The organism is Sphingobacterium siyangense, assembly GCF_007830445.1.
GTDB classification, from domain to species: domain Bacteria; phylum Bacteroidota; class Bacteroidia; order Sphingobacteriales; family Sphingobacteriaceae; genus Sphingobacterium; species Sphingobacterium siyangense.
In genome coordinates, this window is record NZ_VLKR01000007.1 from 1 (window position 1) to 25,892 (window position 25,892).

A 25,892-nucleotide genomic window follows, 5' to 3' on the forward strand; every position below is an offset into this window, starting at 1 on the left:
ATCAGAAAAAGATACGAAAACGGTTCAATGATCATTACCACAAATAGGAACTTTGAAGACTGGGGGACACTTTTCGGGGACAAAGTAATCGCATCGGCGATAATAGACCGCATAGTGCACCATGCCACAATCGTCAAACTAAATGGAAACAGTTACCGTATAAAGAACCTCCTGGAACTGAACGGAATGTTTGAAGACGACCCTAAGGAAAAATCAAAAAGGGGAAGACCCAAAAAGTCAGAAGATCAAGAAAATTATGAAAATAATAATGAATAGAATAATGGTTTTTTTTGTGAAATTAGTGGGGGCATTCTGATGCGAACTAGTGGAGGCATTCTAATGCGAAGTGACAGTTTGGAAAGATAGAAAAGAGTTTTCTGCCGATATGAAACACATTTATGCAGCTCCCACAAAAGACGCGGCAAAGGCTGCTTTGGAAGATTTTGCTAAAAAATGGGAAACAAAATATCTGTATGCTGTCCAATCCTGGAGAAACAATTGGGACGAACTTACCGTATTTTTTGAATTTCCTATCGAAATCCGTAAAATCATTTACACCACCAATTTAATTGAAAATCTCAATGGAAAAATCAGAAAATACACCAAAAACAAGATGTCTTTTCCTACGGATGATGCAGTTTTGAAATCGGTTTATCTTGCTTTAAAAGAATCAACCAAAAAATGGACAATGCCCATCCATAATTGGGGTTTGATTTTAAACCAATTTATGCTTATTTTTGAAGAAAGGCTCAGATTATAAAAATCCAAGCCCTAACTTTTCAACTTACACACTTGATAGGATAGTGTCTGTAATATAGAGGTAGCAAGTATTTTGCTGCCTCTATATTTTTTCACCAAACTGAAGTACATATCCATTATTATCATAAATAGCAAACTCGCGCATTCCCCATTCGAAAGTTGCTATTTCATAACATATTTTGACATTATCTCTCAAACTTTCCCATAAATTATCAACATCCGCTATGTTAAAATAAAGGGACCCGGTAAATTGTGCTGTTTCAAAAGCAATGCTTTCAACAGGATGTGAAAACATGATTTCGATGGTTCCACTTCGCAGTAAAGTCCAGTTCAATGCTTCATTTTTTTCAATACATGTAAATCCGAGTTTTTCAGTGTAGAACTGAATAGTTTGATCTAAGCTTTTTGTATATAATATTGGATTTAAGCTTTTGTAGTTCATCTTTTTTTTGCCTTTTATTGGTTCGAACTATTGTTTTGTCTTTTTGATAGCAGTTACATGTGTTTTTTTATTATTATCGATTGTAAGGGTAGTTTTATGATGAAAAATACAAAATATTACAGTTATTTATTGTTACTTCATAAAAAAAATAGCTACTTTTTTAGATTAAGGTGTGTTGTTTGTGTAATTGTTTGGTATTTAGTGTTTTTGTGTGTTATTTTTTTGTGTGAAATACTATGATTTATATCGTTTGTTTTCCAGTTTTTTAATTCTATTTCTAACTTCTTGTTGCATCTTTAAAAGATTGTTTTATCTTTGCTTTTAACAAAACCTTAACATTTCATGTTTGGTTTTGTACACTAACTGTATTAGCCTGTTGGGCTCATCACTTTTGAAAAACATATATTAAAAGTTTCTTCGGTGCTTTTATCGTATTTAGTTAGATAAACTACTTATTTAAACAAACATAAACATATGAAACACAAACTACTCAGTTTTTTCGTGGGGAGTATGATCCTGTCGTCTGTTGCTTTTGCGCAAGAGAAGAAAGTAAGCGGTCGTGTAACTGGCGCTGACGGGAAACCGTTGGTAGGAGTTACAATTGCTGTTCAAGGATCAAACATTGCTACTCAAACAGATGCAAATGGAAAATATTCTTTATCAGTTCCTGTTGGTAAAGTAATGGTTTTCAGGTATGTCGGTCATTCTGATAAGACTATAATCGTTAAAGATGGACAGTCATTATTCAACGTGTCACTAGAGGATCAGAATACAGCATTAGATGAGGTTGTCGTAGTCGCTTATGGTACTGCCAAAAAAGAATCTGTGACTGGATCCGTAACCTCCGTCTCTGCTAAAGATATCGAAAAGAGACCAGTTACCAATGCATTTGCAGCTTTAGAGGGATCTGCTGCTGGTATTCAACTGAACAACACTTCTGGTATGCCAGGTGCAGAACCTAGTATACGGATACGTGGATTTTCATCATTGAATGGATCTAACAACCCGCTGTATGTCGTGGACGGTGTACCTTTTGGTGGTAATATTTCCGATATCAACCCCAATGATGTGGAAAGTATTTCAGTGTTAAAAGATGCTTCATCATCTGCACTTTATGGAAGTCGGGCTAGTAATGGGGTTATTATTATTACCACCAAGAAGGGTAAGGCTGGCCGTTCTCAGGTTAATATCTCAACAGACCAAGGTTTCTACTCGAGAGGTATTGCCGAATACGATCGCGTGAATGATAGACAATTTATGGAAGCCATGTGGCAGGGATATAGAAATAGTTTACTAACTAACAATTCGACATCCTATCCAACAGTTCAATCTGCAAATGATGAAGCAACCAAATCTTTGGTGAGCAATTACTTGAAATTAAACATCTATGATAAAGCTGATGATAAACTATTTGATTCCAATGGAAAGCTTGTCGCTGATGCCCAAATAAAAAGTGGATATGCAGACGATTTGGACTGGTTTAAAGAAGTAGATCGCGTTGGACATCGCCAAAATTATAACATTGATGGAACTACCGCTACAGATAAAGCAAAGGTTTTTTATTCGACAGGATACCTAGACGAGAAAGGATACATTAAAAATTCGGGTTTAAAAAGATTTACTGGACGATTAAATGCCGAACTTCAAGCTAAAGATTGGTTCAAATATGGCTTTAACTTAGCAGGTTCACATCAAATCTCAAATCAAATTAGTGGTTCTACTGACGATGCAGGTTCATTTGTTAATCCGTATAACTATGCAAGATCGATAGCACCAATCTATCCAATTCATTTGCATAACGCAGATGGATCTTATGCATTGGACGAGGCCGGAAAAATACAGTATGATAACGGTGAATCTACAAGATTGCAATATGTCGGAAGACATACCATTTGGGAAAATGAATTAAACAGAGACCAAACGATTCGTAATACAGTAAATGGTAGAGGCTTTCTTGAATTCAAGTTTCTGAAAGATTTTACACTGACTTTAAACGGTGATTTAAATCTTCGCAATTCAGAACGTCGTACGTATAATAACGCAATAATAGGGGATGGTGCCGGTCAGGGTAGAGCGGCTAGGAATATTTATCGTTACAAAAACTATACAGTTCAACAATTATTGACTTGGAACAAAGATTTTGGCTTACACCATCTGGATATATTGGCAGGACATGAGAATTATTCTGACAACTGGAGTTATCTATATGGCTATAAAACAGATGAAATTTTTGAAGGCCAAACGGATATGGTAAATTTTACCAAAATCACGTCGCTGTATGACTATCAAGAAGATTATCGTGTAGAAAGTTTCTTGTCTCGCGCTCGTTATAATTACGCGGGTAAATATTTTGCGGAGGCGTCGTTTAGAAGAGATGGCTCATCTCGATTCAGCCCAGACAATCGTTGGGGTAACTTTTGGTCATTAGGCGGTAGCTGGAGCGTATCTAAAGAGGATTTCTTTAAAGATATGCTGAATACTGTTAATGATTTGAAGGTTCGAGCATCTTACGGTGAAGTAGGTAATGATGAAAGTGCAAGTAAGTATTCTTATTTATCCTTATATGAGTTAAGCCAGAATGCGAATGCAGGTGCGGTATTTAAAAACCAAAACCCTTCACCTGACTTAATTTGGGAAACCTCTAGTTCGTTCTCTGCGGCAGTAGAAGCCCGATTATTTAAACGAGCAAATTTAAGCTTTGAATACTTTAACAAGCAGTCTCAAAACTTGATTTTTAATTTTAATCTTCCATTGTCTGCTGGAGCAACATCATCTTCGAGTGCAGTTTCAACAGTAACAAGGAATATTGGTTCAATGTCAAATAGGGGCTTCGAGTTAACTTTTGATGTAGACGTGTTAAAAGGTGATGGATGGAGATGGAATGTTGGTGCGAATGCAACTTGGTTGACGAATAAAATATTATCACTACCTGAAGAAAATAGGGAGAACGGAATTGTAACTGGTAATTTCAAATGGGTTGAAGGCGGTAGCCGTTATGACTTCTGGTTGTTTAAGTATGCGGGTGTAGATCAGATGACTGGTCGTTCACTTTACCTGGCAGACACAGAGCGTTTTAATGTGAATGGTTCTGCACCAGGAAAAGCAGAGATCCCTACAGCGGAACTTGTTGAAATTAATGGAAAATACTATGTAACTAATGCTTCAAGCTATGGTCTAAGGGGCTGGTCCGGATCGGTTATTCCTAAAATGAATGGAAGTTTCAATACTAGCTTTGAGTATAAAAACTTCAGCTTCTCAGCGTTATTCACTTACGCTATCGGTGGTAAAATATACGATTCTTCCTATGCTAGTTTAATGGCCATGTCCGGTACGCCAAGTGCGCTGCACACGGATATCATGAAATCGTGGAACGGTATTCCAGATGGAATGACAGCCTCCTCGGCGGATAGGTTGGATGTAAATGGTATCCCTTCTATCAACTTTTCTCAAAGTAGTATGAATAATTATGCTACTAGTGATCGTTTCTTAACTGATGGATCATATTTGGTTATCAAGAATATTGCGGTAGGTTATAGTTTGCCAAAAACATTGATTAGTAAAATAGATTTGTCTTCCGTGAGAGTTGTTGCTGGAATTGAAAACTTGTCTACAATGACAAAACGTAAAGGAATGAACCCGCAACAGCAATGGAATGGTACCAGCACAAATGCTTGGGTTACTCCACGTACAATTTCTTTTGGTGTAAAAATTGGATTATAAGAAATCAAACAATGAAAAATAATAAATATATAAAAGTATTGTTAGCAGGAATGATTCTTGTTTCTTCTTGCAAAAAAGACTATCTAAATACAAGCCCTACAGATTCCGTTGAGCTTTCTAAAGTATTTGAGACGACAAAAAATGCTGAAGTAGCCGTTAACGGTTTGGCAAAAATGATGACCCAACAGTATTTAGGTAGCCAAGGCTTTAATGGAGAGGGGACAATCAAAATGTACTATGGGAACTATCCTGGAAACAATTTTTTTGTCAACTTAAGTGGCTGGGCAGACATTATTAATGCAAATTATAATCAAAACTTAACAAGCATTTACCTGTATTATCCTTGGTTTTATTACTACAAGATCATTGGTAACGCAAATCAAATTGTCGAAAATATTGATGCTGCGGATGGAAACTTAGCCGACAAACAATTTATAAAAGCGCAAGCTTTGACTTACCGTGCTTACAGTTACATGATGCTAGCTCAGATCTATGGCAATAGATGGAGTGATTCAAATAATGGACAGACAAGTGGATTGGTGTTAAGAAAAGATGTGTCAACAGGAGATATGCCTTTATCTACCTTGGGCCAGACTTATGATTTGATCTACACGGATTTGAATGATGCCATTTCATTGTATGAATCTTCAAAATTAGTCCGTAATGCAAGCAAAAATTACGAAGTGGACAAAGATGTTGCTTATGCGGTTTATGCTCGTGCAGCTTTGAACAAGCAGGATTATGTCAATGCTGAGAAATATGCTGTTTTGGCTCGGGCTAATTATGAACTGATGAATAATACGGAGTATAAAAGTGGCTTTGCAAATCCAAATAGAGAGTGGATTTGGAGTAGCTACGGTGCGTCTGATGAAACGTTATACTTCTATTCATTTCAATCGTATATTGCTTATAACTCGTCGGCAAGTGCTGTTAGAACGACGCCTAAATGTATCAGTAGAGAATTGTTCGATAAAATTCCTTCAACAGATATTAGAAGAGATCTTTTCTTAGATCCAAAAGGCGAAGCGTACACAACAGCTACAGGATTGGCCGGAGCGACGATGAAGGCTAGGGCCTTTGCTACATTTCCAGATTTACAGTCTAATGCAGTGCCTTACGCTTACATGAACTTTAAGTTCAAAGCGAATGATCTACCGGGTGTCGGAAATTTAAATCACTTTAGGGCTTCCGAGATGTATCTTATTGAAGCTGAAGCTAAATTTTTCCAAAATAAAGCAGCAAGTGAAGTTCAAGGTGTTCTTAACACATTAAACGCAACTTCAGGAAGGAATGTGAATTATGTTTGTACAAAAACAGGCACAGATCTACTTAATGAAATTAAGCTGTATCGCGCGGTTGAACTATGGGGCGAAGGATTCGATTGGTTTGATATGAAACGTTGGGGAGATACTATTGTGAGAAGAAATAACGCAAACGGGGGTAATTTCCTTACATCTTTAGCTGTTACAATTAATCCACAAGATAAAAATAAGTGGACTTGGTCTATCCCTCTTCGCGAAAGCGATTATAATAAGGGTTTGGAATAATTCAACGTATAAATCAATAGGATTAAAAGGCCGGTACAATTTGTATCGGCCTTTTTATTTTATGGATACCTCTACATTGCGAGAGTCACCATTGTATTGACCTATCTCTTACGAGATATATTACTAAATCGTTAATTTTATGTATATAAATTAATAGACTAACAATTTATTAATATTAACTTAATATTGAGAATCTATTTTTACGCCGTTGAAAGATGATGGAATAGAAGAAGGAAAAATGATTCTACTCGTATCATATCATCACAAGCGAAAAAGATAATTTATTTAAAATTCTCATGAAAAAAGCACTTTTACTCTTAGCCCTGATAGGTCCTGTCGTAGCGCTTGCGCAAAATAATAATGCGCCCTCCAGCTATGATCCACATGATATCAAGATTACTGGGTACCTTCAGACACAGTTTCAGAAAGCGCAATCTCCCGGAATTACTTCCTTTTCGGGTGGTGATTTTTCAAAGAATTCGGATAACAGATTTATGATCCGCAGAGGGCGTCTTAAAATTGACCGCGTGGATACGTACTCCAGTATTGTCTTTCAATTGGATGCTACTCAAGACGGTGTACAACTGATGGACGCTTTTATTCAATTGCGTCACCCAAGCCAAAAAGGCCTAAGTTTAACGGCGGGTCTTTTCAATAGACCTTTTGGATATTCTATTGTATATTCATCGGGCTATCGTGATTTTCCGGAACGGGCACGTGTATTCCAGACGTTGATGCCACGCGAACGTGATCTTGGTGGAATGGTAAGTTATCATCCTGGCGGTAAAGTTAAATTCTTAAACTTAGATTTAGCCTTGGTGAATGGTAGTGGCCATTCGGCTAAAGATTATGATTCCAAAAAAGATCTCATCGGTAATCTTGCTTTTAAATTTGATAGCCTAGCAGATAAAAAACTTCATTTGGGATTTGGTGGCTCATTCTATAAAGGTTCGGTTCGTAATGATACGAAAACTTATTATACGCCCAACAGCAATGGTTATACAGCACATACCAGCGACGAGAATGAAGGCAGGGCGATCGGTCGGAATTATTATGGCGCCAATTTACAGTTGGAATTTGATAGTAGCTTGGGAAAGTCCAGCTTTAAAACAGAATATGTTGCTGGTGATCAGCCAGGGGTAGCGGGTGGTGCCGATATCAAAGGACCTTACGCAAGCAGGAGTTTTACGACCCAACCGACAACAGACCTTTATCAGCGGAAATTTAACGGATATTACCTTTGGTTTACGCAAGAGATTGCTAAGACCGGTATAACTGCGCTATTAGCGTATGACGTCTATGATCCAAATACTAAAGCAAGTGGCATGACAATCGGCATGCCCGATAATTTTACGGCCGACGGAGATGTTAAGTTTAGTACGCTGGGCTATGGTCTTGCATATCAGATTAACAATAGGATAAAATTGACCGTATATAATGAGCATGTAACAAACGAAACCACAAGTTTACCAAACTTTTCTGCTGATTTGAAAGATAATGTCTTCACAACAAGACTGCTTTATCGTTGGTAAGTTGGTTCGGGGCTAAGGTTTTATCGCAATGATCGGAGTTGATCGAAAGGATTCGTATTCGTGTGACTAATGCATTAGGGGGCGCGATTTAATTTAGATGCTGCGAGGGGATTAGATATTTTTCCGAATCCGGCTCAGGGATGATGCGGTAATCCCTAAATAGGATGCTAACATGGCTAATGGAACACGATTGGCCAAACCAGGGTAAAGCTTTAAGAACAGGAGGTAACGGTCTTTGGCATCGAGATTCATCATGGTATTTGCCGTTTTTAGCTTACTTTCCACTACAAAACCATAAAGTTTGGCCATTAACAATGGCCAAACTTTAATTTCCTTTTCAAGGAGCGTAAAATTGTCAAAATCAAGGCTCCAGATCTCGGTATCTGTGAGGGATTCTATATAGTCATTGGACGGTGTTCGATCCAAGAAGCTCTGAAGATCTCCAATAAAACGACCTTCATAAATAAAATAACGTGTAAAATCATCGCCTTTACTGTTGTAATAGAGCGAACGGAATACCCCCGATTCCACAAAAGCAATGCTATTGTTTACTTTACCGCAAGCGACAAAATAGCTTGACTTTGGAATATGCTTTTTTTCGAATGCCTGTCGAATTAAGTTCTCTTCTCGTAAATCGAGCTGTCCAAATTTTCGGATGTATTCCAGTAATTGCTCCATGTTACCTGTATATTACTTCGCTAAGTTAATCAATTCTTCACGTTGAGGTCCTGTTGAAAGATACTTTATGGGAACTTGTAATTCTTCTTCTAAAAAGGAGATAAATGCACCCAAGGTTTCTGGAAGTAACTTTGCCTGCTTGATATTAGAGAAATCGGTATTCCAACCTTTTAAATATTTCCAGATCGGTTTAATTTCTTGTTCAGCGGATTGGGGAAATGCTAAGGAAATTTTTTGTTTATCTATTTCATAATGTGTACAGACGGGGATGGCAGCCATTTCGTTTAAGATGTCGGCTTTCGTAAGAACAAGCTGAGTGACTCCATTTAACATGATGGCATATTTTAATGCTGGAAGATCCAGCCAGCCGACACGACGGGGACGCTTGGTATTGGAACCGAATTCAGCTCCTTTTTCCCGTAAATCATTGGCAGCTTGTCCTGTGATCTCGGTTGGGAAAATGCCATTACCCACACGGGTGCAATAGGCTTTTGTAACGCCATATATTTTGTCCACCAGTTTAGGCGACACACCCAAGCTTACACAGGCTGCGGAGGCAATCGTATTTGATGAGGTCACATAGGGATAACTTCCATGGTCGATGTCAAGTAGGGTTGCCTGCGCACCTTCCGCCAATACCTTCTTGCCATCTTGGATTGCCTTGTTCAGGAAGATTTCAGTATCTATAATTGACACTTGCTTTAACGAAGTGCATCCTTGAATAAAATCGTGGTAGAGCTCTTCGAATGCAGGCATTTCTTGTCCGAGAAGCTGTAGTTCATTGTATTGACGGATTAAAATTTGATGTACGTCCGTATTAAAACTATCCGAGTGAATATCACCAACACGAAGGTTCTGTCTTAGTATTTTATTGGAATAGCTTGGTGCAATTCCATTTTTGGTCGTTCCTATCGTGCGATACAATGGGGACTGTTCCATATAGATATCCCAATAACGATGGGTAGGTAAAACGAGATGCGCTTTTTGGGATATCAAAATCCTATTGAAGAGATCTTGATCTGGCATAATGTGCGCTAGTTCTTCGATTTCCGCTTTGAATGCTAATGGGTCAACCACCACACTGGTGCCAATAATGTTTTTGACATGCGACGAAAAAATTCCCGATGGGAGTAGTTTAAGCGTAATTTTGTTACCTTGATAATAAATACTATGTCCGGCATTCGCGCCTCCATTAAATCGAGCGATAATGTCATAGTCGCTTCCGATCAGATCAATGAATTTTCCTTTACCTTCGTCTCCCCATTGGAGCCCAATTAGAATGTCCATATTGCGTTTGTCTTGAATTTATGGTCAAAGCTAGGGCTTGCAAAGCGGAGGACAATTGCCATTTGGCAAAAAGTGCTCCTCATTATCATTTGACAAGCAGTCTTAATGCGTTTAGATTGCGCTTAAGCTTGTTTGTGTCCCAACTGTTGTACTTTTTGTAGCCATTTATTCCGTTTAATAGGATCGGAAGTTTTGATAATTCCGATATAGGTTACTTTAACGGGCGATATTCCACAAAATTGAAGGGTGGATCTTTTTAGTTGATTAACACTTGGTCTGCCGTAAACTAATGCATAATACCAACTTGGTTGATCGAGTGTTGTAATGATCCGGGCAGATTTTCCTTTTAGCAATTTGTCCCAAAAAAGAGAATTTTCGCGGTATTGAAAGGCCCGTCCAGGTAAAAATAGTCTATCGATAAAGCCCTTCATCAAGGCAGGAAGACCGCCCCACCAAACGGGATGTATCCAGACCAAATGATCGGCCCATAAGATGTCTTCCCAGGCAAGAAGTAGGTCCTGTTCCAGTTCTGTTCGTTTACGATAACCAAATTCAAGGTTTGGATTGAAGTCCAGGTCAATAATATGGATTGTTCGTACTGTAGCTCCGGACGCTACCGCAGCTTCTTGATAAGTATTTGCAATGCCACAATTGAAGGATTCCCGATTCGGGTGACCATTGATAATCAGTATTTTTTTCCGCATGATGTCGTATTACATTACAAAAATACCGATAGAGCCACCGTCTTTATAGGACAAATGTCTAAAAAGAAATTTCACTGCGAATACGACTTAAATGACGTTGTGTGATGCCTAAATAGGAAGCAAGATATTGTAAAGGAAGCTGTTGGATAAACTCAGGATGATCTTTGAGCAAATTGGCATAACGTTGTGATGCGGTTTCTTTTTGCAGTTGAAAGACGCGTTTTTCAAGCTCAAGATATTGTTCCTCGGCAATCATTTTAAGGTACTTTGTCCATTTTAGGCTATTTGTAGCGCGTGTATCAATGGTGTTTTTTTTGATCGTCCATAGTTCGGCAGGGGTGATGGCCTGCATGGTCTCCGTACTCGGCCCGCCGGTAATAAAGGAGGAGTAGGCCGCTATCCAAGTATTGGGAAAGCGGAAACAATAGGTAATATCTTCCTTGTTTGCACTGCTATAATAAGAACGGAAGATCCCTGATTGTATAAATGCAACCTCATGACAAGGTTGATTCTCTTTAACAAAAAAGTCGTTTTTGTTCAGCTTTCTGTATTCAAAAAGCTGAACAATCTGATTGATCTCTTCTTCCTCAAACAGACGCAAAGACCGAAAATATGCTGCTATCATGAAGTCCAAACTTAGAAAAATTGCGGTGTTCATGCAAAATAAATTCGATGTGATTCAATGGACGCTATGTTTAGTTTGCCGATTGAGCAATAGGTAGATTTTTAATTTGCATCGATTAGAATTGCCAATTGCAGGCACATTTGATCGGAGCGATTGCTCCATGCATGATTCGTGCCACGCTGGATGACAATATCGCCGGCCTGTAAAAGCGTTTCTTCTGTGTCTGTAATCAAGTAAATCTCCCCTGAAAGAATAACGATGTAATCTAAACTTGCTGTCTGATGCATGAGGGGATGAGGGATGCCAATCGCTGTTTCTATACCAAGTTCCCGATCGGGTGGGATCTGTACATAGCGGAAGTACGTGCCATTTTTGATGACTTGGGGTATAGCAGTGTTTTCTATGGGATGCTCTTTCTCAAACTTGGCCGGCATTTGACTGGTTTGCCAGATATCGGAAATAACGAGATAGGGATAGTGCTCCGATACATTATCGACCAATGCATCCGCTTCGATAAAGGATTTGCCGGCACGTATGCCTGTCACGATTCGTCTAGGTATAGTTCTCATTGATTTTGTATAATTAATTTATTGCCTTGGGTCTGGTTGTTTTTCATAATCTACGTTATACTTTAATTTTTTCAGCTTACGCTGTTGCTATGACAAATCTAACTTTCGTTTGCTATATATTTGTTGGTAGTTAACAAGTGGTAACTAGTAGATGTAAAGCTATATGGGAAAAGTTTTGGACGGAAGTCAAATGCGGGAGGCGAATTGTTCGGAAGAATTGCGCGCTATGCGTGATGCGCTGGATATTTTGGGCGGAAAATGGAAATTGATGATATTACGTTATTTGGCTAATCGGGAGTCGCAGGAAATCCATTTCAAAAAAATGGAAAGGGAGATTCAGGGAATTTCTGCAAAAGTGTTGACGAAAGAACTTCGAGACCTTGAATTAAACTTGTTAGTCGCCCGCCAGCCCAGCGAAGACCCCGTAAAAGTGTTTTATAAAATTACGGCCTATGGTAAAAGTGTATTCCCCGTCACCGAATCTCTGGTCAGTTGGGGTTTGGAATACCGAGAGAAGGTGAAACAGGAACTCGCTGCATTAGCGAAATAACAATTTATTCCGATTGAAGAATTAACTTTTTGATCAGTGAAATCTGACCAAGGTGATAATAGCTATGTTCGATTACACCTTCGATATTTCTGAGGTAAGATCCATACTTTTTATCAATAAATGGCTGATCGAAGAGGTTTTCTTCAAATTGGGCAATGCCGTCGGCAAATGTTGCTGCGTTTTTTAGGAATCGATCTACTAGCGCATTCCAATCGGCTTTGGATCGGATAGGCGGGATATCAAAGCTGTATTTATCGCTGATTTCCAATTTTCCATGCTCAAATGCCATAAGTAATCCCTCGAGGTAATAATTGATATGATAGGTTAGGGCAGCGATAGAATTCAGATTACTTATTTTGAATATGGCCTGTTCCCAGGTCGTATCCAATAGTTGTTCCTGATAGTTGGTATTGGCAATCCAACGTCCATTCAAAAAAACTTCGCGAAGTCTATCTGCAAGAAATATACGTCTTTCCATTTTGTGTTAAAATTTTCCAATGATTAGTTTTTTCCTGCCCTTTGCCATTATTTACACGTTACAGCTATAGGAAGAATTGGTATTGATTTTCTAATTCCAATTTACATACAATTTTCCTATTCTTCATCTTTGGTTAATCTCTTGTTAATAAGACTTTCCTTTTTTTGTATAAAGTCATTGTTACCAAGATATCAAACATAATCATTCGGGTAATCAGTCAACGTACAATTTATGAGGTAAGGAAGAAAATGATGATAGCATTATAATTTTTGTGCTAAAAGGGGAGTAATTGGTTGAAATTGGTGAAGAAATACGGTTAAATAAGCACATAGCTAATAGCCTCAGCTATGTGCTTATTTGGGTAGTATGCCACTAAAGGTTCATCCCGCCCGATACCTCAATGCGTTGTCCGTTGATCCATCTTGCGTCTTCGGTACAAAGGAAGGCAACCACCCCGCCGATATCGTCAGGTACACCAGCGCGTCCTAAAGCTGTAACAGCTGCAATATGCGCATTTGTTTCTTTGTTATCCCGCACATGCCCGCCACCAAAATCAGTCTCGATCGCACCGGGAGCAACAACGTTTGCTGCAATACCGCGAGGACCGAGTTCTTTGGCAAGATACCTCGTCAGTACCTCGATTGCTCCTTTCATCGAGCCATAGGCAGATGATCCCGGAAATGCAAAACGCGCGAGACCTGAAGAAATATTGATAATACGTCCGCCATCATTCAAATAGGGAAGAGCTTTCTGCGTGAGAAAAAATACCCCTTTATAATGGATGTTATAAGCTGTATCAAATTGTTCTTCTGTGGTTTCTATAAAGGGTGCATATAAGGCGGTTCCGGCATTATTGATCAGAAAATCAAAATTAGACTGCCCCGTTTGTTGTATTAAATGTTGCGTAACTCGTTCAATAAAGCCATTAAAGGACTTCACATTACCTGCATCCAATTGGAATGCAGCTGCATGCTGACCTAAAGATTGTATCGTGGCAACCACATGATCTGCTTCCTCCTGATTGCTATTGTAGGTTAGCATGACATCGATTCCTTTTTTTGCGAGGCTAACAGCCATGTTTCTACCTAAACCACGGCTTCCGCCTGTTACCAATGCTATTTTATTTGTAGCCATTTTAATTTGTTTTAAAGATCCAACAGCACAAAGATCCTCCGAAAAGTTGAACTTTTCCTTGCGAAATGCAAATGGATATTTGCGAAATTCAAATTATAACGATTGAGAACGAAAAATGTTTGGGGCAGAGCCGGTTTGCTTCTTGAAAAAATTGGAAAAATGAGCGATCTCCTCAAAGCCAAGTGAATAAGCAATCTCAGATACATTCCAATCGGTTTGTCGCAGTAAAATTTTTGCCTCCTGTGTGACTCTGGCTGCAATGACATGGCTGGTTGTTTTTCCCGTATTTTCCTTTAAAATTTTATTCAGGTGATTGACATGTATGGCCAATCGTTCCGCAAAATCATTAGCTGTCCGTAGTTGTAGACGTTGCATTGGAGATTCAATGGGAAATTGTCTTTCTAGCAATTCTATAAATAATGAGGTTATTCTATTGGAGGCATTATGTGTGGGATTTGTTATACTTTTGGGTTGCAGCTTTTGCCCATAATGAATGATTTCAAGCACATAATTTCGCAGCAGATCGTATTTAAAGACGTACTCTGAAGATAGCTCTTTATTCATTTTTAGAAAAATTTCCTCTATTTCAATACGTTGTTCTTCTGATAGTTGGAAAATTGGAAGGCCGCCCGGTTGAAAGATAGGTAGATCATCTATATTAACACCACTTTTATTTCGAGTTAAAAATTCATCGGTGAAAACACAGAAATACCCCTTTTGATGCTCATCTTTCGGTATCCAATGGTAAGGAACTTTGGGGGTAGCAAATACAAGTGCAGATTCATCGATTTCGATTACTTTGTCGGCATATTCGGCTGTGTTTTTTCCTGTGATTAAGCTGATTTTATAATACGTGCGCTTATTGTAGGGCATGATCGGTTTATCTTTCAATTTAGCGGCAAGTTCCTCATAACTGAACATATTAAAATGACCAATCTCTCTTGCGATCTCTTTTGGAATACTCGCATTAATCTCCTGATAAAACTGTTCGATGGAAGTCGTTTTCATTTAAACCCAATTTGCAATAATCAAATGTACTGGTTTTAGATTACAATCTATACACGCAGTCATGTTTTTGATATTTTACTATTCTCATTTAAATGTAATTTGCGATATTATATTTTGCACAATATAATTTCTTGCCCTACATTTGTATAAACAAAACAAATTGAAATATGAAAACGTTATATAACATCGGCGCGACAGCCAAAGGAGGACGAAACGGTCAGGTAACAAGTGAAAATGGTGTACTGGATTTAGCGGTTCGCATGCCAAAAGGACTAGGAGGTGCAAATGATGATTATGCCAATCCTGAGATGCTTTTTGCTGCAGGTTATGCTGCATGTTTTGATAGTGCCTTGAATTTGGTGATCAGATCAGAAAAGGTAAAAACTGGAGAGACTTCGGTAACTGCACATGTGAGTATTGGACAATTGGATAATGGCGGTTTTGGGTTGGCTGCAGAATTACATGCCAATATTCCGGGAGTGAGTTTGGAAGTCGCCCAGCAATTGATTGAAAAAGCACATCAGGTTTGTCCCTACTCAAATGCAACAAGGGGTAATATAGATGTTAAATTGACGGTATCAACTAACGAATAATAGATGAATAACTTGGCTAATGTGCTGACAGCGCTCGTACTTTTAGAACATGTATACATTGTATGGATGGAAATGTTTGCTTGGGAAACTGCAGGAAAACGTAGTTTTGGCAAGGCTCTCCCTGCTGAGCTTTTCAAACCCACCAAAGGACTTGCCGCAAATCAAGGCTTATACAATGGCTTTTTAGTTGCGGGTTTAGCTTGGTCCTTTTTTATCAATGATCCGGTCTGGAGTGGAAATGTACGCCTGTTTTTTCTAGGTTGTGTCCTCGTGGCTGGGGTTTTTGGTGGAATCACAGCGAGCAAAAAGATATTTTTTGTACAAGGAGTTCCGGCATTGTTAGCAATATTATCCATGATTTTCTTAAAATAATTAAATAATTATATGTCACTAATAGAAGATTTAAAATGGCGTCATGCTGTGAAAGCATATGATCCGACAAAAAAAGTTAGTCAGGAAAATGTAGACAAAATCGTGGAGGCTGCTCGTTTTGCACCTACTTCCTCGGGCTTACAGCCATTTAAGATATTGATTGTTGAAAATCAGGCATTGAAAGAAGAATTGGCAAAGGGTGCATTAAATCCAGACTGTATGCGTGAATGTTCACATGTGCTTGTTTTCGCTGCATGGGATCGTTATACGGAAGAACGTATTGATAAAGTTTATGATTTTACAACGGATGAACGAGAACTACCTCGTGGACGTTTTGGTTCCTATACCGAGAAGTTAAAGTCAATTTATCTGAATGAAGCTGCGGAAAGAAATTTTGCGCACACGGCAAGACAGACTTATATAGCCTTAGGTTTGGCTTTGGCTCAGGCCGCTGAACTTCGTGTCGATTCTACCCCTGCAGAAGGCTTCGATAACCATGTGGTGGATACAGTATTGCAATTGGAGAAACATGGATTAAAAAGTGTCTCGTTAATGTATGTTGGTGTCGCAGACAGTTCCCGCGATTGGATCTCAACAATGAAGAAAGTTCGAATACCCAAGGAAGATTTTGTTGTTGAGTACAAATAGTTGATTACTGTTTTTCAATCCCTTAAAAACTCAATATCTTTGTAAGATGGATGATTTATTAAAATTAGATAAGCAGCTTTGCTTTTCAGTCTATGTGCTACATAGGGAAATTATGCAGCAATATCGAACTATCCTTGAAGAGATTGACTTGACCTATCCCCAGTATATCACCATGATGGCTTTATGGGAGAATGATGAGCAAACTGTAAATCAATTAGGGGCTAAGCTATTTCTAGATAATGGAACGCTTACGCCACTGTTGAAACGTTTGGAGACGAAAGCATTGCTTACCCGGACACGAAGCAAAGAAGATGAACGCGTGGTGAAAGTACAGCTTACCGCACAAGGATTGCAATTAAAGGAAAAGGCGAGCTGTGTTCCCATGCAGATTTTTGAAGCCTTAAAGCTCGACTATGCTGATATGGTTCAGCTTAAAGCCTTGGCAGAAAAAATCGTGCATAATGTTGGAAATAGCTAGTTTTTATACGATATGATATCAAAAAAAAGGATTAAATACACCTGCCTGTATTTAATCCTTTTTTTTTGATATGGATTGTCTTGAGCTATAAATGTTCACGTTCCTTTTATTATACATCATTTTAGCATATTTCGGATTTTTTGACAGGACTATAATGTGGAGATTCGTGGTATGGAAAATGTCATTCAAAACATAGAAAATCTAGATTGGCCTGCGATTACAGAAGAAATGCATAAACATGGTTATGTGGTCATTCCAAATCTATTGACAGATTTACAATGCGATCTATTAAAAGACGGGTATAACGATTCGAGGCTCTTCCGCAAAACTGTCGTTATGGAGAGATATCGATTCGGAATAGGAGAGTACAAATATTTTGACTACCCACTACCTGAGTTGATTCAAACGATTCGATCTCAACTTTATCCCCATCTGGCCGTCATTGCTAATGCTTGGTTTCGCGCGCTGAAAATCGATAAGTCGTTTTCGATGAAACATGAAGACCTTTTGACGGATTGCCGCTTGAAAGGACAAGAACAGGCAACAGTATTGATTTTGAAATATAGTCAAGGAGGTTTCAATACCCTACATCAAGACTTATATGGAGAAATCTATTTTCCGATGCAAGCGGTGTTTATGTTGAACGAGCCAGAAATAGATTTTACAGGGGGGGAATTTGTCCTAACGCAACAAATACCTCGAGCGCAGTCAAAGGCTATTGTTTTGAAACCCCAAAAGGGAGATCTCGTTTTATTTGCGACGAATTTTAGGCCTGAGAAAGGACGACTCGGATATTTTAGGGTTAATATGAAACACGGGGTGAGTGAAGTCACGGCAGGTGAACGCAGTGCGTTGGGTATTATTTTTCACGACGCCGAGAGATAAAACCCGCACAATGGAATGGCATAAAAATATATCAGATGCTTCATTGCACGCCAAGATTCGAACGGGAGAAATTCGCTTAGGAGGCAATGAAAAACTAAAAATTTATGGATTGCTTTGTTGTATTTCCGGAAAAAGGATGAAGCGGGAGAACAGGGTCTTTTTTGCCACTGAGCAAGAAGCGCTACAGCATCAATATCGTCCTTGTGGGCACTGCTTAAAAGCGAACTATGTTGAATGGAAGGAAAAAAATAGGAGATTTGGTGAAGTGTAGGTCGCATTAAGTTCTCTTATATAGAGCATCTAAGTAAATCGAGTTTGGAAAAAGCATCTTATGTCAATTTCCTTGTGTATTGTTGAATTTTGTGTTTATCTTGAGGCAGGGTTAATTATCGTAGATCAAAAGAAAAATGCGTTTATTTTCGATTGCTGTTTATTTTATTTTTTCGGCTCTGCTGTTAATAAGCTGTGAAGAGCGGAGACAAGATACTAAAGTATTGAGTTATATAGCGCATAGTGAACGTGATAGTGCCCGTTTGGATCTTAATCTTTTTGAGAGCCGTTTTCATGGTCAATTGTTCTTTTATAGACCTGGAGGTGAGGTTGATTCGGGAGATATTCGCGGCAATATCCAAAAAGACACATTGCTTGGGGACTATTATTATACACCATTTGGCTGGGGACAGAAAAAAAGAAGACCCTTTGTTTTATTAAAAAAAGGGTCTCTGTATATTTTAGGTACAGGAACGGAGCAAGTGTATATGGGAATTCCACATTATATACCTTCAACCATCAATTTCCAAGACCCGAAGTTTATCTTTGAGAAAGTTAATCACTAGCCCTAATCATATAAATTGGGCGTCTACAGTATATCTTTTAATCGAATATATTGTAGTAGCATAATGGTTTTACCATCTTTGATTTCACCTGTATCAATCATATGTAGTGCTTCTTTGATATTGATTTCTAGAATCTCAATATGCTCTTCCTCTTCTTCTAAACCACCGCCATCGCCAACTTTCATGTTATTGGTGTATTCTGCTATAAAAAAATGTAGAATTTCAGTTACAGAACCTGGAGACATATAAGCTTCAAAGATCTTTTTTGCCTCCTTGATCTGATAGCCTGTTTCTTCTTCTGTTTCCCTTCGTATACAGTCGTGTGGAGAATCTTGATCAAGTAGACCTGCACAAGCTTCGATAAGCATGCCTGATTCATTTCCGTTGATGTAGGTGGGTATTCGAAATTGTCTTGTTAATATGACTGTTTGAGTACTGGTATTATAGAGTAAAATGACAGCTCCATTGCCACGATCATAAGCTTCTCGGCTTTGTTGCTGTACCGTACCATCGGGTTTGCTGTATTGATAAGTCACTTTTTTTAAAGTGTACCAGTTGTCTGATAGAATTTCAGTTTTTACAATTTTAATATCTTTTATTGCCATTTTTAGCGCGTTAAAGTCAAAAGATAAAAATAAGAATTGCAATCCAAACTAAGCAGGAAAAACTAAGAGAAGCTTTGATGTATGTCGCGATTCTCCATGGTGCTACCCAGCGTAGTCGAAGCGGGATAAAAAGTAGGATAAAACCCATTGATAAACTAACAGGTATAATCCAAAAGAAATCAATTGGTGCAATCCGACTGTGGGGAAGTAGCGTAACAACCAAAGCAGCAACTAGCGTCAAAGACAGGCCCAAATTTGAAATTATTTTTTCTTTCTCAGGACGGTCGTTACTGGAACCTTGGCCAAAGATGAAAAGAGTTGTGTCCATTACAAGGTTAATAAGCTCAGAAATCATTGATAATGGTGTTTTTATGTAAAAATAACAAGTTTTTGTTTCGCAAATGGACTTACTGTTTATTTTTAACGAAGAAGTATTGGAGCAAAATTTAGTTTATGCTAGGTATTGGCGAACCTCAGTCCGTTCTAAATTGCTTTGGATTCAGACCTGTATGTTGTTTGAAAAAATTGGAGAAGTAAGGAGAGTCGACGAAACCAAGTTTGAACGAAATTTCTTTGATAGATAGACCGGTTGCTTTTAACAATCGTTTTGCTTCCAAGATAGTTCGCTGCTGAATGAGCTGGCTTGGAGATACTTCGAGCTTTTGACGACAGATTTTAGTAAGGTGCGGGGTGGATATATTAAGTTCTTTCGCATAAAAAGATACCGACTTCTCATGCCGAAAATGGATATCAATTAACTCCTGTAACTTTAAGAGACGAGGATTGGATTCATTATTTTGTTCATTTTGGACTACCTTTTGTACCTCTTTGCTTAGTATCGATGCGATCACAGCTGTGCGAGAATAGATAATAGCAGGAACACAATTGTGGTCCTCAAGTTCTTTTCTTATCGCATTAAATTCATAATAAAGTAGAGCAAATGTTTCGTTGGAGAGTGAGATAACAGGATTACGTTGATAGTAAGCGAATGAAAAACGGAAATTGGGTGAAAATTTCTCGAAGTATTCTCTATCGACCATCAATTGGAAACCAGTTGTATTGGCTCCTAATTTCCAGCTATGAACTTGCTTCGGAAACAGGATATGGATTTGATGACGATCAATGTGATAATCTTTAAAATCAATCGTATGGACACCTTCTGCTTGGTCAAAAAGTACCAATAAAAAAAAGTGATGTTGATGTGGACGCGCTATATGATGTTCACCACGCAATTCCGAGTATAAATATCCTTGATTACCTGCAAGCTGGTCTTTTCTAAATTCTTGAATATCTATTGTCGGAAATAACTCCATCGAAATGATTTTGAACCTAAATATAGGTGTTTTATTTTAAACCATCTTCCAGTACCTGTTTGTTGGTGGTGAATTCACGATAGCCAAAGGTTCCATCCAGACTTATAACCAATTACAGCACCAAGTTCAATGCTTTTTGAGTAAGAGGTCTTTGGGAATACAGAAGAGCGGTATACATTGGCCGCAGCTAAAGGTTTTTCGAAGACGCGAAAGTGTAGACCATCCTTTGAATAGGCCAGATAATTCATATCTGAGGTTTGATTTCTCAAAATCGATTTTAAAAAATATTTTATATGTCGTAAATAGTTGGTTTTCTGATTTATAAATGTGTTTTTGACTTGTATTTATGAGGTGAAATCAGTCCTTGTACCCCTTGTTTAATCCATCAATTGCGAAAGATTTGAACGTGTAATTTCATTGACTTTAACAACGAATCGTTTTCAGTACGAAAGAACGTTTGCGTAGCGAAGTTATTCATTGTTTCATGATCTAGTGGCTTAGTAGGGGAAATAAGTTCGTTGGTGATAACGTCAAGACCTTATTGTTCAGGTTTTAGGCAATAAGTAAACTTAAGATTTAATCGTTAATTTTATGTTGTTATATCAATTAGCATACTCAAAATACGAATGATAAGGACAATTGATGATGGAAGATGGCCTACAATATACAATAGTTAAACCTGATGAAGCGATCGCAAGTTTTGTGGATAGCTTTTGGTGTTTGCGTAATGAATCTGGCGTTATAAAGGAAACCATCGGTTTGCCAGATGGACGTGTTGATTTGTTTCTTTTCAAATCTTCTGTAGATAACTTTAGGATCGTTTTACTTGGTCTAGGAACAATGCCCCATGAAGAAGCGACTATTCCTATTGACGGACAGCTATTTTGTATCAGCTTTAAATTGCTTGGGGCGGAGTATATTTTAAAAGAAAGTATTGCCGGTATCATCAATACGGGTAAGTTTCTTGCGACTGATTTTTGGGGTTTTTGTGAGTTTGATTTAGTTGATTTTAAATTATTTGTGGTCAAATCTGTACAAATTATTAAGTCACTTCTTCCTTCTATGATTGATGAGCGAAAGCGTAAGTTATTTGAACTGATCTATCAGCGTAAGGGAGCGATTTCAGTTGCCGAACTCTCCGAACAGATTTTTTGGAACAGCAGGCAAATCAATCGTTATTTTAATCAGCAATTTGGACTTTCTTTGAAGTCGTACTGTAATATTTTACGTTTTAGGTCCTCATTGGATCACATTGCAAAAGGGAAACTTTTTCCAGAGGAACATTTTTTCGATCAGACCCATTTTATTAAAGAGATTAAGAAATTTTCGGGAGTAGTTCCCAAAGAGCTGTTAAAAAATAAAAACGACCGATTTATACTATTATCATCGCTTACATCTCAATAGTTTTGTTTTATGAATTTTAAAACAAATAAGATGTTAATACAAAATAAAAAAATAGCCATAATTGGCGGTGGAATTGGCGGCCTTACGTTAGCTCGATTATTACAGTTAAAGGGGGCTGATGTATCCGTTTATGAGCGGGATTTAAATCCTGAAGTTCGTGTACAGGGCTCTACTTTGGATCTTCATGAAGGGACGGGACTTGAAGCGATGAAACGCGCAGGATTAATGGAAGAGTTCTATAAATATCATCGACCGACTGCGAGTAAGCTGCGTATCGTTGATCAGGATCTCATCGTAAAATTTGATGACCATGATGAAGAGCAGTCAGTCGCCGAAAATCGACCGGAAATAGACCGAGCCCCTTTGCGAGATATCTTATTGAATGCCTTGGAACCGCATACCGTTGTTTGGGATAGTCAATTTGTTGCAATGGAAAGATATGGTGAAGGTTGGTTGTTGCATTTTAAATATGCAGTGGATGCATATGCCGATCTGGTGATCGCAGCAGATGGAGCAAATTCAAGAGTACGTCCTTACTTAAGTAATCTAACGCCTATATATTCGGGAATTACATTGGTTGAGGGAAATATCTATGATGCTGAAAAGAATGCTCCTCATCTTTTTAAATTGGCGAACGGTGGTAAAATGATGGCTTTTGGATCGGAACAATTTATTGGATATGGTACAAAAGGTGACGGTTCAATGATGTTTGTTGCAAGTACAAAGATTCTAGAAGAAGATTATAATAAGGCTAGAATTGATTTTAAGGACAATAAGCAAGTATCGCAATGGCTTAAAGATCATTTCCCTGGATGGACCACGGTTTGGGATGAGTTTTTTGTGAATGACAATGTACAGTTTATACCCCGTCCCCAATATTATTTTGCTCTTGATCAACACTGGGAAACACAGACTAACCTTACAATGATCGGAGATGCAGCTCATCGTATGCCACCATTTGCTGGGGAGGGGGCGAATGTAGCAATGCAGGATGCCTTCGAGTTGGCTGAATGCCTGACAAATGGGAAACATGAATCTTTGCTGGAAGCATTATCTTATTTTGAAAAAGACATGATAAGAAGGGGGGCAGAAGCAACGCAGGATACATTGGAAAATAGTGATCGCATGCATTCGGCTACTGCTTTATCTGCTATGTTGGAATTTTTTAGCCATCCATCGGCGGATTAACAACCTTAAATCACCTTAAGCAGTATAGAGTAACAAAGGGAGTTTCCAGAAAAAGAATATTTATTTTTTCTGGAACTTCACAAGCAGTAAGCTACCGAAAATAAAATAAAGTATCAGAACTAATGTGCTGCCAAGTGCAAAACCATTGCTAAAAAGTTTATCTAACCCGTATTTGTGATGAAACAGACCGATTCCGACTATACATTGGCATAGTGCATAACAAATATTTGCTGTTGTCGTATAACCAAAAAGCCCTAAGAAGCGAACTTTTGTTATTCCAAAAATAAAATGGGGCATCGCGTTTGCGAGCAATACAGCTATACTGAAATCGATAAAGTTCATAATTTTATTGTTTTTTCGTGATTTATAAAAAATGAAACCGCCGGTATTTCGAAAGCAAAACACTTTTCATGCTGAACAATATCAGCTAATGTTTCGCTTCTAAAGAAATCAATTTTTAAAGGTCTTATGTCTTTTGGATCGAATTTTAACGCAATATTCGCCTGTCGGAATAGACCATTGTTCAGTGGAGTTAAGGCTTGGTCTTGAATAATTATTTTATTCAGGAGTTGATTGAAATCTTTCGACAGATGGAGAAATTGACTTGGAATATTCCACTGATCACAGGGTTGGCAAACAACCTCCAAGTCTGGTGCATTGCTTCTCCCGGGGATTATTTTGGTGTGAGTTTGAACGCCGATATGGTCATGTTGGAAAGCCAAAGGTTGATGTGTATACATCATGCTACTGAATAAACAACTACCGATGCAATAGATCTGGCTACTCATTACATTTGCGAGAAATAGGACTGTAGGCGCTTTAAATTGCTCTTGGGTTTGACTGATGTAAAGTCTCCAATTACTCTGTAGAGGTGACCCATATAAGGATTTTAAATGATATAGTTTTGCAGGGCCGAAATGGCCATGGCGGTAAGTTAGCACTGAAAATAAAACATGGTTACCGACAGGATCGAGGGTAATTCCTGGGGGGACGAATTGTTGAATTCTGGCGAGAGGCACCATCCAGTTTAAATAAACTACATGGCTAATTTCACTTTTCAATTTTATTGCTGAAAAGGGTTTGGTAAGTATAAACTTTGTTTTCCTCAAGAATAGACTATTCAGAAAGTTTTCAATGCTTAATGTAAATTTGTTTAGTTTGGCAGCGCGAAATTCTTTTTCTATTAATGACATGATAACAAGCTGAAAATCTATGAATTGCTGTATGGTTCAACTTAATATTTTGCTGGGTAGCTTATATCTATTTTTTATGCCTGCGAGGACTTTCTTGTAGTATTTAGTTTTATTGGTTTCGTCAATAATGACAATTTCAACATCGTTTGCTTGAAGTAATTGCATTTTATCTTTGGAGAGTGCATACCATTTTTTAGTTGTATAATAAAAGAGTTGATTTTCAATAAATGCGCTTCGTCTATAATACTTATTTCTGGCGCGATAGGTTAGCAGCCACCAAAGGTCTATTTCTACAAAATCAAGCGATAGACCTAGAATGTGGATATCCTGCGTGAAAAATAAATCAATCCAGGATTGGAGTTTAGTATCCTTTTTTCGGCTTAATCTTTTAATTAGTGCAGCCTTGTAGACCGTTTGCGAATTATAATTTGTCCCATTAACCACATAATCCCTCATTTTTTGCAATTGGCCACAGTAATGTTCATAACCTAGATTAATGGAAGATGGATTTAGGCAGTCACCGTGTATATGCCAATAGCTCGTGTTGCCGATTTGGTGTTTACGAAATACACTGTAGGTCGTTTCACGGATTAAGCCGGTATTTGCTGTGGCGATTTCTCCTTCTAAGCTGAATTCATAGTTAGTGGTGATTATGTTTTCGATCGAAAGATCCCGAATTAATTGGTGTATTTCGTTTTGATTGATTTGAGAGACGCAATCCGATATATAGGTTTTGAGTTCTCTTTCATTAATATGTTTTTCTCGAATTGCGTTAAGGAATATTTCCTCATACAACATAGGAAAAGGTTTTTGTCCATTTTCTAATGAGCTGACTTTATACTTTTCTTTGATGTTGTGTAGTAAATCACTCCAGCTTATTCCTGGTGAAATATTATTAATGTCGTTTCCAACTAATAAAGCAAACTTGTTCATTGTATTATAAATCAAGATTCACGCATGTAAAGTTAAATGACGATGTCAATCAATCTCATTTTTGGTTGTAACATATAATCTATTGAATTTAGATTTCTCTCCTACGAATTTAATAAAAAATCGTAGGATTTATGTCAACTAGATTTGTGATGGTACTGTAAATGGTATTGTCGGCAGGGCCATGGAAGCAATATCGTGTAAATTGAAACCTCTGTAAAAAATGATTATGTCATTGCGAGGGGCGGATCAGTCAGATATGTTGTTTTTATTCGTCAAAAAAGGCTAGGCGAACCAACTTCCTAGCCTTCACGGTATAACTCATCCTATGCTATAACAAACAAATAACAAAGCAGCACAAGAAATGTTTGATGCCTCGTCAATGATGTGAGGTCTGTGGTGATATGGCTTGAC

31 protein-coding genes are annotated in these 25,892 nt (G+C 38.1%); 16 read left to right on the forward strand and 15 right to left on the reverse strand.

The window, feature by feature from the left end:
• Together IQ31_RS07990 and IQ31_RS07995 are read left to right on the forward strand one after the other, a co-directional pair.
• Nucleotides 1–276, forward strand: a 276-nt coding sequence (locus IQ31_RS07990; RefSeq protein WP_158638829.1) for an ATP-binding protein, incomplete at its 5' end; no start/stop codon positions are given.
• Between the two features lie 70 nt (nt 277–346).
• Nucleotides 347–760: a transposase gene (locus tag IQ31_RS07995; protein WP_280176848.1), complete on the forward strand. Its 414-nt coding sequence runs from the start codon at nt 347–349 to the stop codon at nt 758–760.
• An 81-nt stretch (nt 761–841) separates the two neighbouring features.
• Here the strand turns inward: IQ31_RS07995 and IQ31_RS08000 are convergent, their stop codons facing one another.
• Nucleotides 842–1,201, reverse strand: a complete 360-nt coding sequence (locus tag IQ31_RS08000) for a VOC family protein (RefSeq protein WP_145327684.1) — start codon at nt 1,199–1,201, stop codon at nt 842–844.
• Nucleotides 1,202–1,675: 474 nt separating this feature from the next.
• Here IQ31_RS08000 and IQ31_RS08005 point away from each other — a divergent pair, with 474 nt between their 5' ends.
• From IQ31_RS08005 to IQ31_RS08015, 3 genes are all read left to right on the forward strand, one after another.
• Nucleotides 1,676–4,921 carry a SusC/RagA family TonB-linked outer membrane protein gene (locus tag IQ31_RS08005; protein WP_145327685.1) on the forward strand — a complete coding sequence of 1,082 codons (3,246 nt, stop codon included), beginning with the start codon at nt 1,676–1,678 and terminating at the stop codon, nt 4,919–4,921.
• A gap of 11 nt (nt 4,922–4,932) precedes the next feature.
• Nucleotides 4,933–6,468 (forward strand): RagB/SusD family nutrient uptake outer membrane protein, encoded by a 1,536-nt coding sequence (locus IQ31_RS08010; protein ID WP_145327686.1) that lies wholly within the window; start codon nt 4,933–4,935, stop codon nt 6,466–6,468.
• Nucleotides 6,469–6,764: 296 nt separating this feature from the next.
• A complete protein-coding gene (locus IQ31_RS08015) occupies nt 6,765–8,000 on the forward strand; it encodes a porin (RefSeq protein ID WP_145327687.1) in 1,236 nt (411 codons plus the stop codon).
• A gap of 111 nt (nt 8,001–8,111) precedes the next feature.
• Here IQ31_RS08015 and IQ31_RS08020 read toward each other — a convergent pair whose 3' ends face one another.
• From IQ31_RS08020 to IQ31_RS08040, 5 genes are all read right to left on the reverse strand, one after another.
• Nucleotides 8,112–8,678, reverse strand: coding sequence for a Crp/Fnr family transcriptional regulator (locus IQ31_RS08020; RefSeq protein ID WP_088160474.1), 567 nt, complete (start codon nt 8,676–8,678; stop codon nt 8,112–8,114).
• Nucleotides 8,679–8,690: 12 nt separating this feature from the next.
• The gene (locus tag IQ31_RS08025) at nt 8,691–9,965 is read right to left on the reverse strand and encodes an adenylosuccinate synthase (protein ID WP_145327688.1); all 1,275 of its coding nucleotides are present in this window, start codon (nt 9,963–9,965) and stop codon (nt 8,691–8,693) included.
• Between the two features lie 122 nt (nt 9,966–10,087).
• A complete protein-coding gene (locus IQ31_RS08030; RefSeq protein WP_145327689.1) occupies nt 10,088–10,669 on the reverse strand; it encodes an NAD(P)H-dependent oxidoreductase in 582 nt (193 codons plus the stop codon).
• A 58-nt stretch (nt 10,670–10,727) separates the two neighbouring features.
• Nucleotides 10,728–11,294, reverse strand: a complete 567-nt coding sequence (locus tag IQ31_RS08035) for a Crp/Fnr family transcriptional regulator (RefSeq protein WP_145327795.1) — start codon at nt 11,292–11,294, stop codon at nt 10,728–10,730.
• A gap of 101 nt (nt 11,295–11,395) precedes the next feature.
• Nucleotides 11,396–11,863, reverse strand: a complete 468-nt coding sequence (locus IQ31_RS08040) for a cupin domain-containing protein (protein WP_145327690.1) — start codon at nt 11,861–11,863, stop codon at nt 11,396–11,398.
• A gap of 163 nt (nt 11,864–12,026) precedes the next feature.
• Here IQ31_RS08040 and IQ31_RS08045 point away from each other — a divergent pair, with 163 nt between their 5' ends.
• Entirely contained in the window at nt 12,027–12,413 is a 387-nt protein-coding gene (locus IQ31_RS08045) for a winged helix-turn-helix transcriptional regulator (RefSeq protein WP_145327691.1), read from the forward strand.
• 4 nt (nt 12,414–12,417) lie between these two features.
• On the opposite strand, the gene IQ31_RS08050 is transcribed toward IQ31_RS08045, so the two are convergent.
• From IQ31_RS08050 to IQ31_RS08060, 3 genes are all read right to left on the reverse strand, one after another.
• Complete coding sequence (locus IQ31_RS08050) at nt 12,418–12,891, reverse strand: DinB family protein (protein WP_145327692.1); 474 nt, start codon at nt 12,889–12,891, stop codon at nt 12,418–12,420.
• A 372-nt stretch (nt 12,892–13,263) separates the two neighbouring features.
• Nucleotides 13,264–14,025: an SDR family NAD(P)-dependent oxidoreductase gene (locus tag IQ31_RS08055; protein ID WP_145327693.1), complete on the reverse strand. Its 762-nt coding sequence runs from the start codon at nt 14,023–14,025 to the stop codon at nt 13,264–13,266.
• A 93-nt stretch (nt 14,026–14,118) separates the two neighbouring features.
• Nucleotides 14,119–15,033 (reverse strand): helix-turn-helix domain-containing protein, encoded by a 915-nt coding sequence (locus IQ31_RS08060; protein WP_145327694.1) that lies wholly within the window; start codon nt 15,031–15,033, stop codon nt 14,119–14,121.
• A gap of 167 nt (nt 15,034–15,200) precedes the next feature.
• On the opposite strand from IQ31_RS08060, the gene IQ31_RS08065 reads away from it, so the two are divergent.
• The 7 genes from IQ31_RS08065 to IQ31_RS08095 all read left to right on the forward strand — a co-directional run bounded on the left by IQ31_RS08065 (nt 15,201) and on the right by IQ31_RS08095 (nt 18,845).
• Nucleotides 15,201–15,626: an organic hydroperoxide resistance protein gene (locus IQ31_RS08065; RefSeq protein ID WP_145327695.1), complete on the forward strand. Its 426-nt coding sequence runs from the start codon at nt 15,201–15,203 to the stop codon at nt 15,624–15,626.
• 3 nt (nt 15,627–15,629) lie between these two features.
• Nucleotides 15,630–15,998 (forward strand): DUF1304 domain-containing protein, encoded by a 369-nt coding sequence (locus tag IQ31_RS08070; protein ID WP_145327696.1) that lies wholly within the window; start codon nt 15,630–15,632, stop codon nt 15,996–15,998.
• A gap of 12 nt (nt 15,999–16,010) precedes the next feature.
• Nucleotides 16,011–16,646, forward strand: coding sequence for a nitroreductase family protein (locus IQ31_RS08075; RefSeq protein WP_145327697.1), 636 nt, complete (start codon nt 16,011–16,013; stop codon nt 16,644–16,646).
• Nucleotides 16,647–16,692: 46 nt separating this feature from the next.
• Nucleotides 16,693–17,124: a MarR family winged helix-turn-helix transcriptional regulator gene (locus tag IQ31_RS08080; RefSeq protein WP_145327698.1), complete on the forward strand. Its 432-nt coding sequence runs from the start codon at nt 16,693–16,695 to the stop codon at nt 17,122–17,124.
• 171 nt (nt 17,125–17,295) lie between these two features.
• Nucleotides 17,296–18,009, forward strand: a complete 714-nt coding sequence (locus tag IQ31_RS08085) for a 2OG-Fe(II) oxygenase (RefSeq protein ID WP_145327699.1) — start codon at nt 17,296–17,298, stop codon at nt 18,007–18,009.
• 10 nt (nt 18,010–18,019) lie between these two features.
• Entirely contained in the window at nt 18,020–18,280 is a 261-nt protein-coding gene (locus IQ31_RS08090) for an Ada metal-binding domain-containing protein (protein ID WP_075991360.1), read from the forward strand.
• Between the two features lie 136 nt (nt 18,281–18,416).
• Nucleotides 18,417–18,845 (forward strand): hypothetical protein, encoded by a 429-nt coding sequence (locus tag IQ31_RS08095; RefSeq protein WP_075991361.1) that lies wholly within the window; start codon nt 18,417–18,419, stop codon nt 18,843–18,845.
• Nucleotides 18,846–18,868: 23 nt separating this feature from the next.
• On the opposite strand, the gene nudK is transcribed toward IQ31_RS08095, so the two are convergent.
• Complete coding sequence (gene nudK / locus IQ31_RS08100) at nt 18,869–19,450, reverse strand: GDP-mannose pyrophosphatase NudK (RefSeq protein ID WP_075991362.1); 582 nt, start codon at nt 19,448–19,450, stop codon at nt 18,869–18,871.
• 77 nt (nt 19,451–19,527) lie between these two features.
• Between nudK and IQ31_RS08105 the strand changes: the two genes are divergently transcribed.
• Nucleotides 19,528–19,827 (forward strand): hypothetical protein, encoded by a 300-nt coding sequence (locus IQ31_RS08105; protein WP_145327700.1) that lies wholly within the window; start codon nt 19,528–19,530, stop codon nt 19,825–19,827.
• A 96-nt stretch (nt 19,828–19,923) separates the two neighbouring features.
• On the opposite strand, the gene IQ31_RS08110 is transcribed toward IQ31_RS08105, so the two are convergent.
• Nucleotides 19,924–20,763: a helix-turn-helix domain-containing protein gene (locus IQ31_RS08110; RefSeq protein ID WP_083663504.1), complete on the reverse strand. Its 840-nt coding sequence runs from the start codon at nt 20,761–20,763 to the stop codon at nt 19,924–19,926.
• A gap of 74 nt (nt 20,764–20,837) precedes the next feature.
• Nucleotides 20,838–21,032, reverse strand: a complete 195-nt coding sequence (locus tag IQ31_RS08115; protein ID WP_145327701.1) for a hypothetical protein — start codon at nt 21,030–21,032, stop codon at nt 20,838–20,840.
• 373 nt (nt 21,033–21,405) lie between these two features.
• Between IQ31_RS08115 and IQ31_RS08120 the strand changes: the two genes are divergently transcribed.
• Both IQ31_RS08120 and IQ31_RS08125 read left to right on the forward strand, forming a co-directional pair.
• A complete protein-coding gene (locus tag IQ31_RS08120; RefSeq protein WP_244294424.1) occupies nt 21,406–22,167 on the forward strand; it encodes a helix-turn-helix domain-containing protein in 762 nt (253 codons plus the stop codon).
• Nucleotides 22,168–22,197: 30 nt separating this feature from the next.
• Entirely contained in the window at nt 22,198–23,355 is a 1,158-nt protein-coding gene (locus IQ31_RS08125) for an FAD-dependent oxidoreductase (protein WP_145327702.1), read from the forward strand.
• Between the two features lie 60 nt (nt 23,356–23,415).
• Here the strand turns inward: IQ31_RS08125 and IQ31_RS08130 are convergent, their stop codons facing one another.
• Genes IQ31_RS08130 through IQ31_RS08140 form a run of 3 tightly spaced genes read right to left on the reverse strand, consistent with a single transcriptional unit; the run spans nt 23,416 to nt 25,481 of the window.
• Nucleotides 23,416–23,697: a hypothetical protein gene (locus IQ31_RS08130; RefSeq protein ID WP_145327703.1), complete on the reverse strand. Its 282-nt coding sequence runs from the start codon at nt 23,695–23,697 to the stop codon at nt 23,416–23,418.
• Nucleotides 23,694–24,548, reverse strand: a complete 855-nt coding sequence (locus IQ31_RS08135; RefSeq protein ID WP_145327704.1) for a DUF2071 domain-containing protein — start codon at nt 24,546–24,548, stop codon at nt 23,694–23,696. Before IQ31_RS08135 ends, IQ31_RS08130 begins: the two co-directional genes overlap by 4 nt.
• Nucleotides 24,549–24,584: 36 nt before the next feature.
• Nucleotides 24,585–25,481 (reverse strand): SIR2 family protein, encoded by an 897-nt coding sequence (locus tag IQ31_RS08140; RefSeq protein WP_088160493.1) that lies wholly within the window; start codon nt 25,479–25,481, stop codon nt 24,585–24,587.
• Nucleotides 25,482–25,892: the final 411 nt, after the last annotated feature.

Coding starts and splice junctions, on each gene's coding strand:
- IQ31_RS08010 (WP_145327686.1), top strand. CDS start 4,933: ATGAAAAATAATAAATATATAAAAGTATTGTTAGCAGGAATGATTCTT.
- IQ31_RS08090 (WP_075991360.1), top strand. CDS start 18,020: ATGGAATGGCATAAAAATATATCAGATGCTTCATTGCACGCCAAGATT.
- IQ31_RS08120 (WP_244294424.1), top strand. CDS start 21,406: ATGATGGAAGATGGCCTACAATATACAATAGTTAAACCTGATGAAGCG.
- IQ31_RS08075 (WP_145327697.1), top strand. CDS start 16,011: ATGTCACTAATAGAAGATTTAAAATGGCGTCATGCTGTGAAAGCATAT.
- IQ31_RS08040 (WP_145327690.1), bottom strand. CDS start 11,863: ATGAGAACTATACCTAGACGAATCGTGACAGGCATACGTGCCGGCAAA.
- IQ31_RS08015 (WP_145327687.1), top strand. CDS start 6,765: ATGAAAAAAGCACTTTTACTCTTAGCCCTGATAGGTCCTGTCGTAGCG.
- IQ31_RS08055 (WP_145327693.1), bottom strand. CDS start 14,025: ATGGCTACAAATAAAATAGCATTGGTAACAGGCGGAAGCCGTGGTTTA.
- IQ31_RS08105 (WP_145327700.1), top strand. CDS start 19,528: ATGTATGTCGCGATTCTCCATGGTGCTACCCAGCGTAGTCGAAGCGGG.
- IQ31_RS08050 (WP_145327692.1), bottom strand. CDS start 12,891: ATGGAAAGACGTATATTTCTTGCAGATAGACTTCGCGAAGTTTTTTTG.
- IQ31_RS08065 (WP_145327695.1), top strand. CDS start 15,201: ATGAAAACGTTATATAACATCGGCGCGACAGCCAAAGGAGGACGAAAC.
- IQ31_RS08045 (WP_145327691.1), top strand. CDS start 12,027: ATGGGAAAAGTTTTGGACGGAAGTCAAATGCGGGAGGCGAATTGTTCG.
- IQ31_RS08020 (WP_088160474.1), bottom strand. CDS start 8,678: ATGGAGCAATTACTGGAATACATCCGAAAATTTGGACAGCTCGATTTA.
- IQ31_RS08035 (WP_145327795.1), bottom strand. CDS start 11,294: ATGATAGCAGCATATTTTCGGTCTTTGCGTCTGTTTGAGGAAGAAGAG.
- IQ31_RS08000 (WP_145327684.1), bottom strand. CDS start 1,201: ATGAACTACAAAAGCTTAAATCCAATATTATATACAAAAAGCTTAGAT.
- IQ31_RS08135 (WP_145327704.1), bottom strand. CDS start 24,548: ATGTCATTAATAGAAAAAGAATTTCGCGCTGCCAAACTAAACAAATTT.
- IQ31_RS08125 (WP_145327702.1), top strand. CDS start 22,198: ATGTTAATACAAAATAAAAAAATAGCCATAATTGGCGGTGGAATTGGC.
- IQ31_RS08080 (WP_145327698.1), top strand. CDS start 16,693: ATGGATGATTTATTAAAATTAGATAAGCAGCTTTGCTTTTCAGTCTAT.
- nudK (WP_075991362.1), bottom strand. CDS start 19,450: ATGGCAATAAAAGATATTAAAATTGTAAAAACTGAAATTCTATCAGAC.
- IQ31_RS08140 (WP_088160493.1), bottom strand. CDS start 25,481: ATGAACAAGTTTGCTTTATTAGTTGGAAACGACATTAATAATATTTCA.
- IQ31_RS08070 (WP_145327696.1), top strand. CDS start 15,630: ATGAATAACTTGGCTAATGTGCTGACAGCGCTCGTACTTTTAGAACAT.
- IQ31_RS08110 (WP_083663504.1), bottom strand. CDS start 20,763: ATGGAGTTATTTCCGACAATAGATATTCAAGAATTTAGAAAAGACCAG.
- IQ31_RS08005 (WP_145327685.1), top strand. CDS start 1,676: ATGAAACACAAACTACTCAGTTTTTTCGTGGGGAGTATGATCCTGTCG.
- IQ31_RS08095 (WP_075991361.1), top strand. CDS start 18,417: ATGCGTTTATTTTCGATTGCTGTTTATTTTATTTTTTCGGCTCTGCTG.
- IQ31_RS08130 (WP_145327703.1), bottom strand. CDS start 23,697: ATGAACTTTATCGATTTCAGTATAGCTGTATTGCTCGCAAACGCGATG.
- IQ31_RS08030 (WP_145327689.1), bottom strand. CDS start 10,669: ATGCGGAAAAAAATACTGATTATCAATGGTCACCCGAATCGGGAATCC.
- IQ31_RS08085 (WP_145327699.1), top strand. CDS start 17,296: ATGGAAAATGTCATTCAAAACATAGAAAATCTAGATTGGCCTGCGATT.
- IQ31_RS08060 (WP_145327694.1), bottom strand. CDS start 15,033: ATGAAAACGACTTCCATCGAACAGTTTTATCAGGAGATTAATGCGAGT.
- IQ31_RS08025 (WP_145327688.1), bottom strand. CDS start 9,965: ATGGACATTCTAATTGGGCTCCAATGGGGAGACGAAGGTAAAGGAAAA.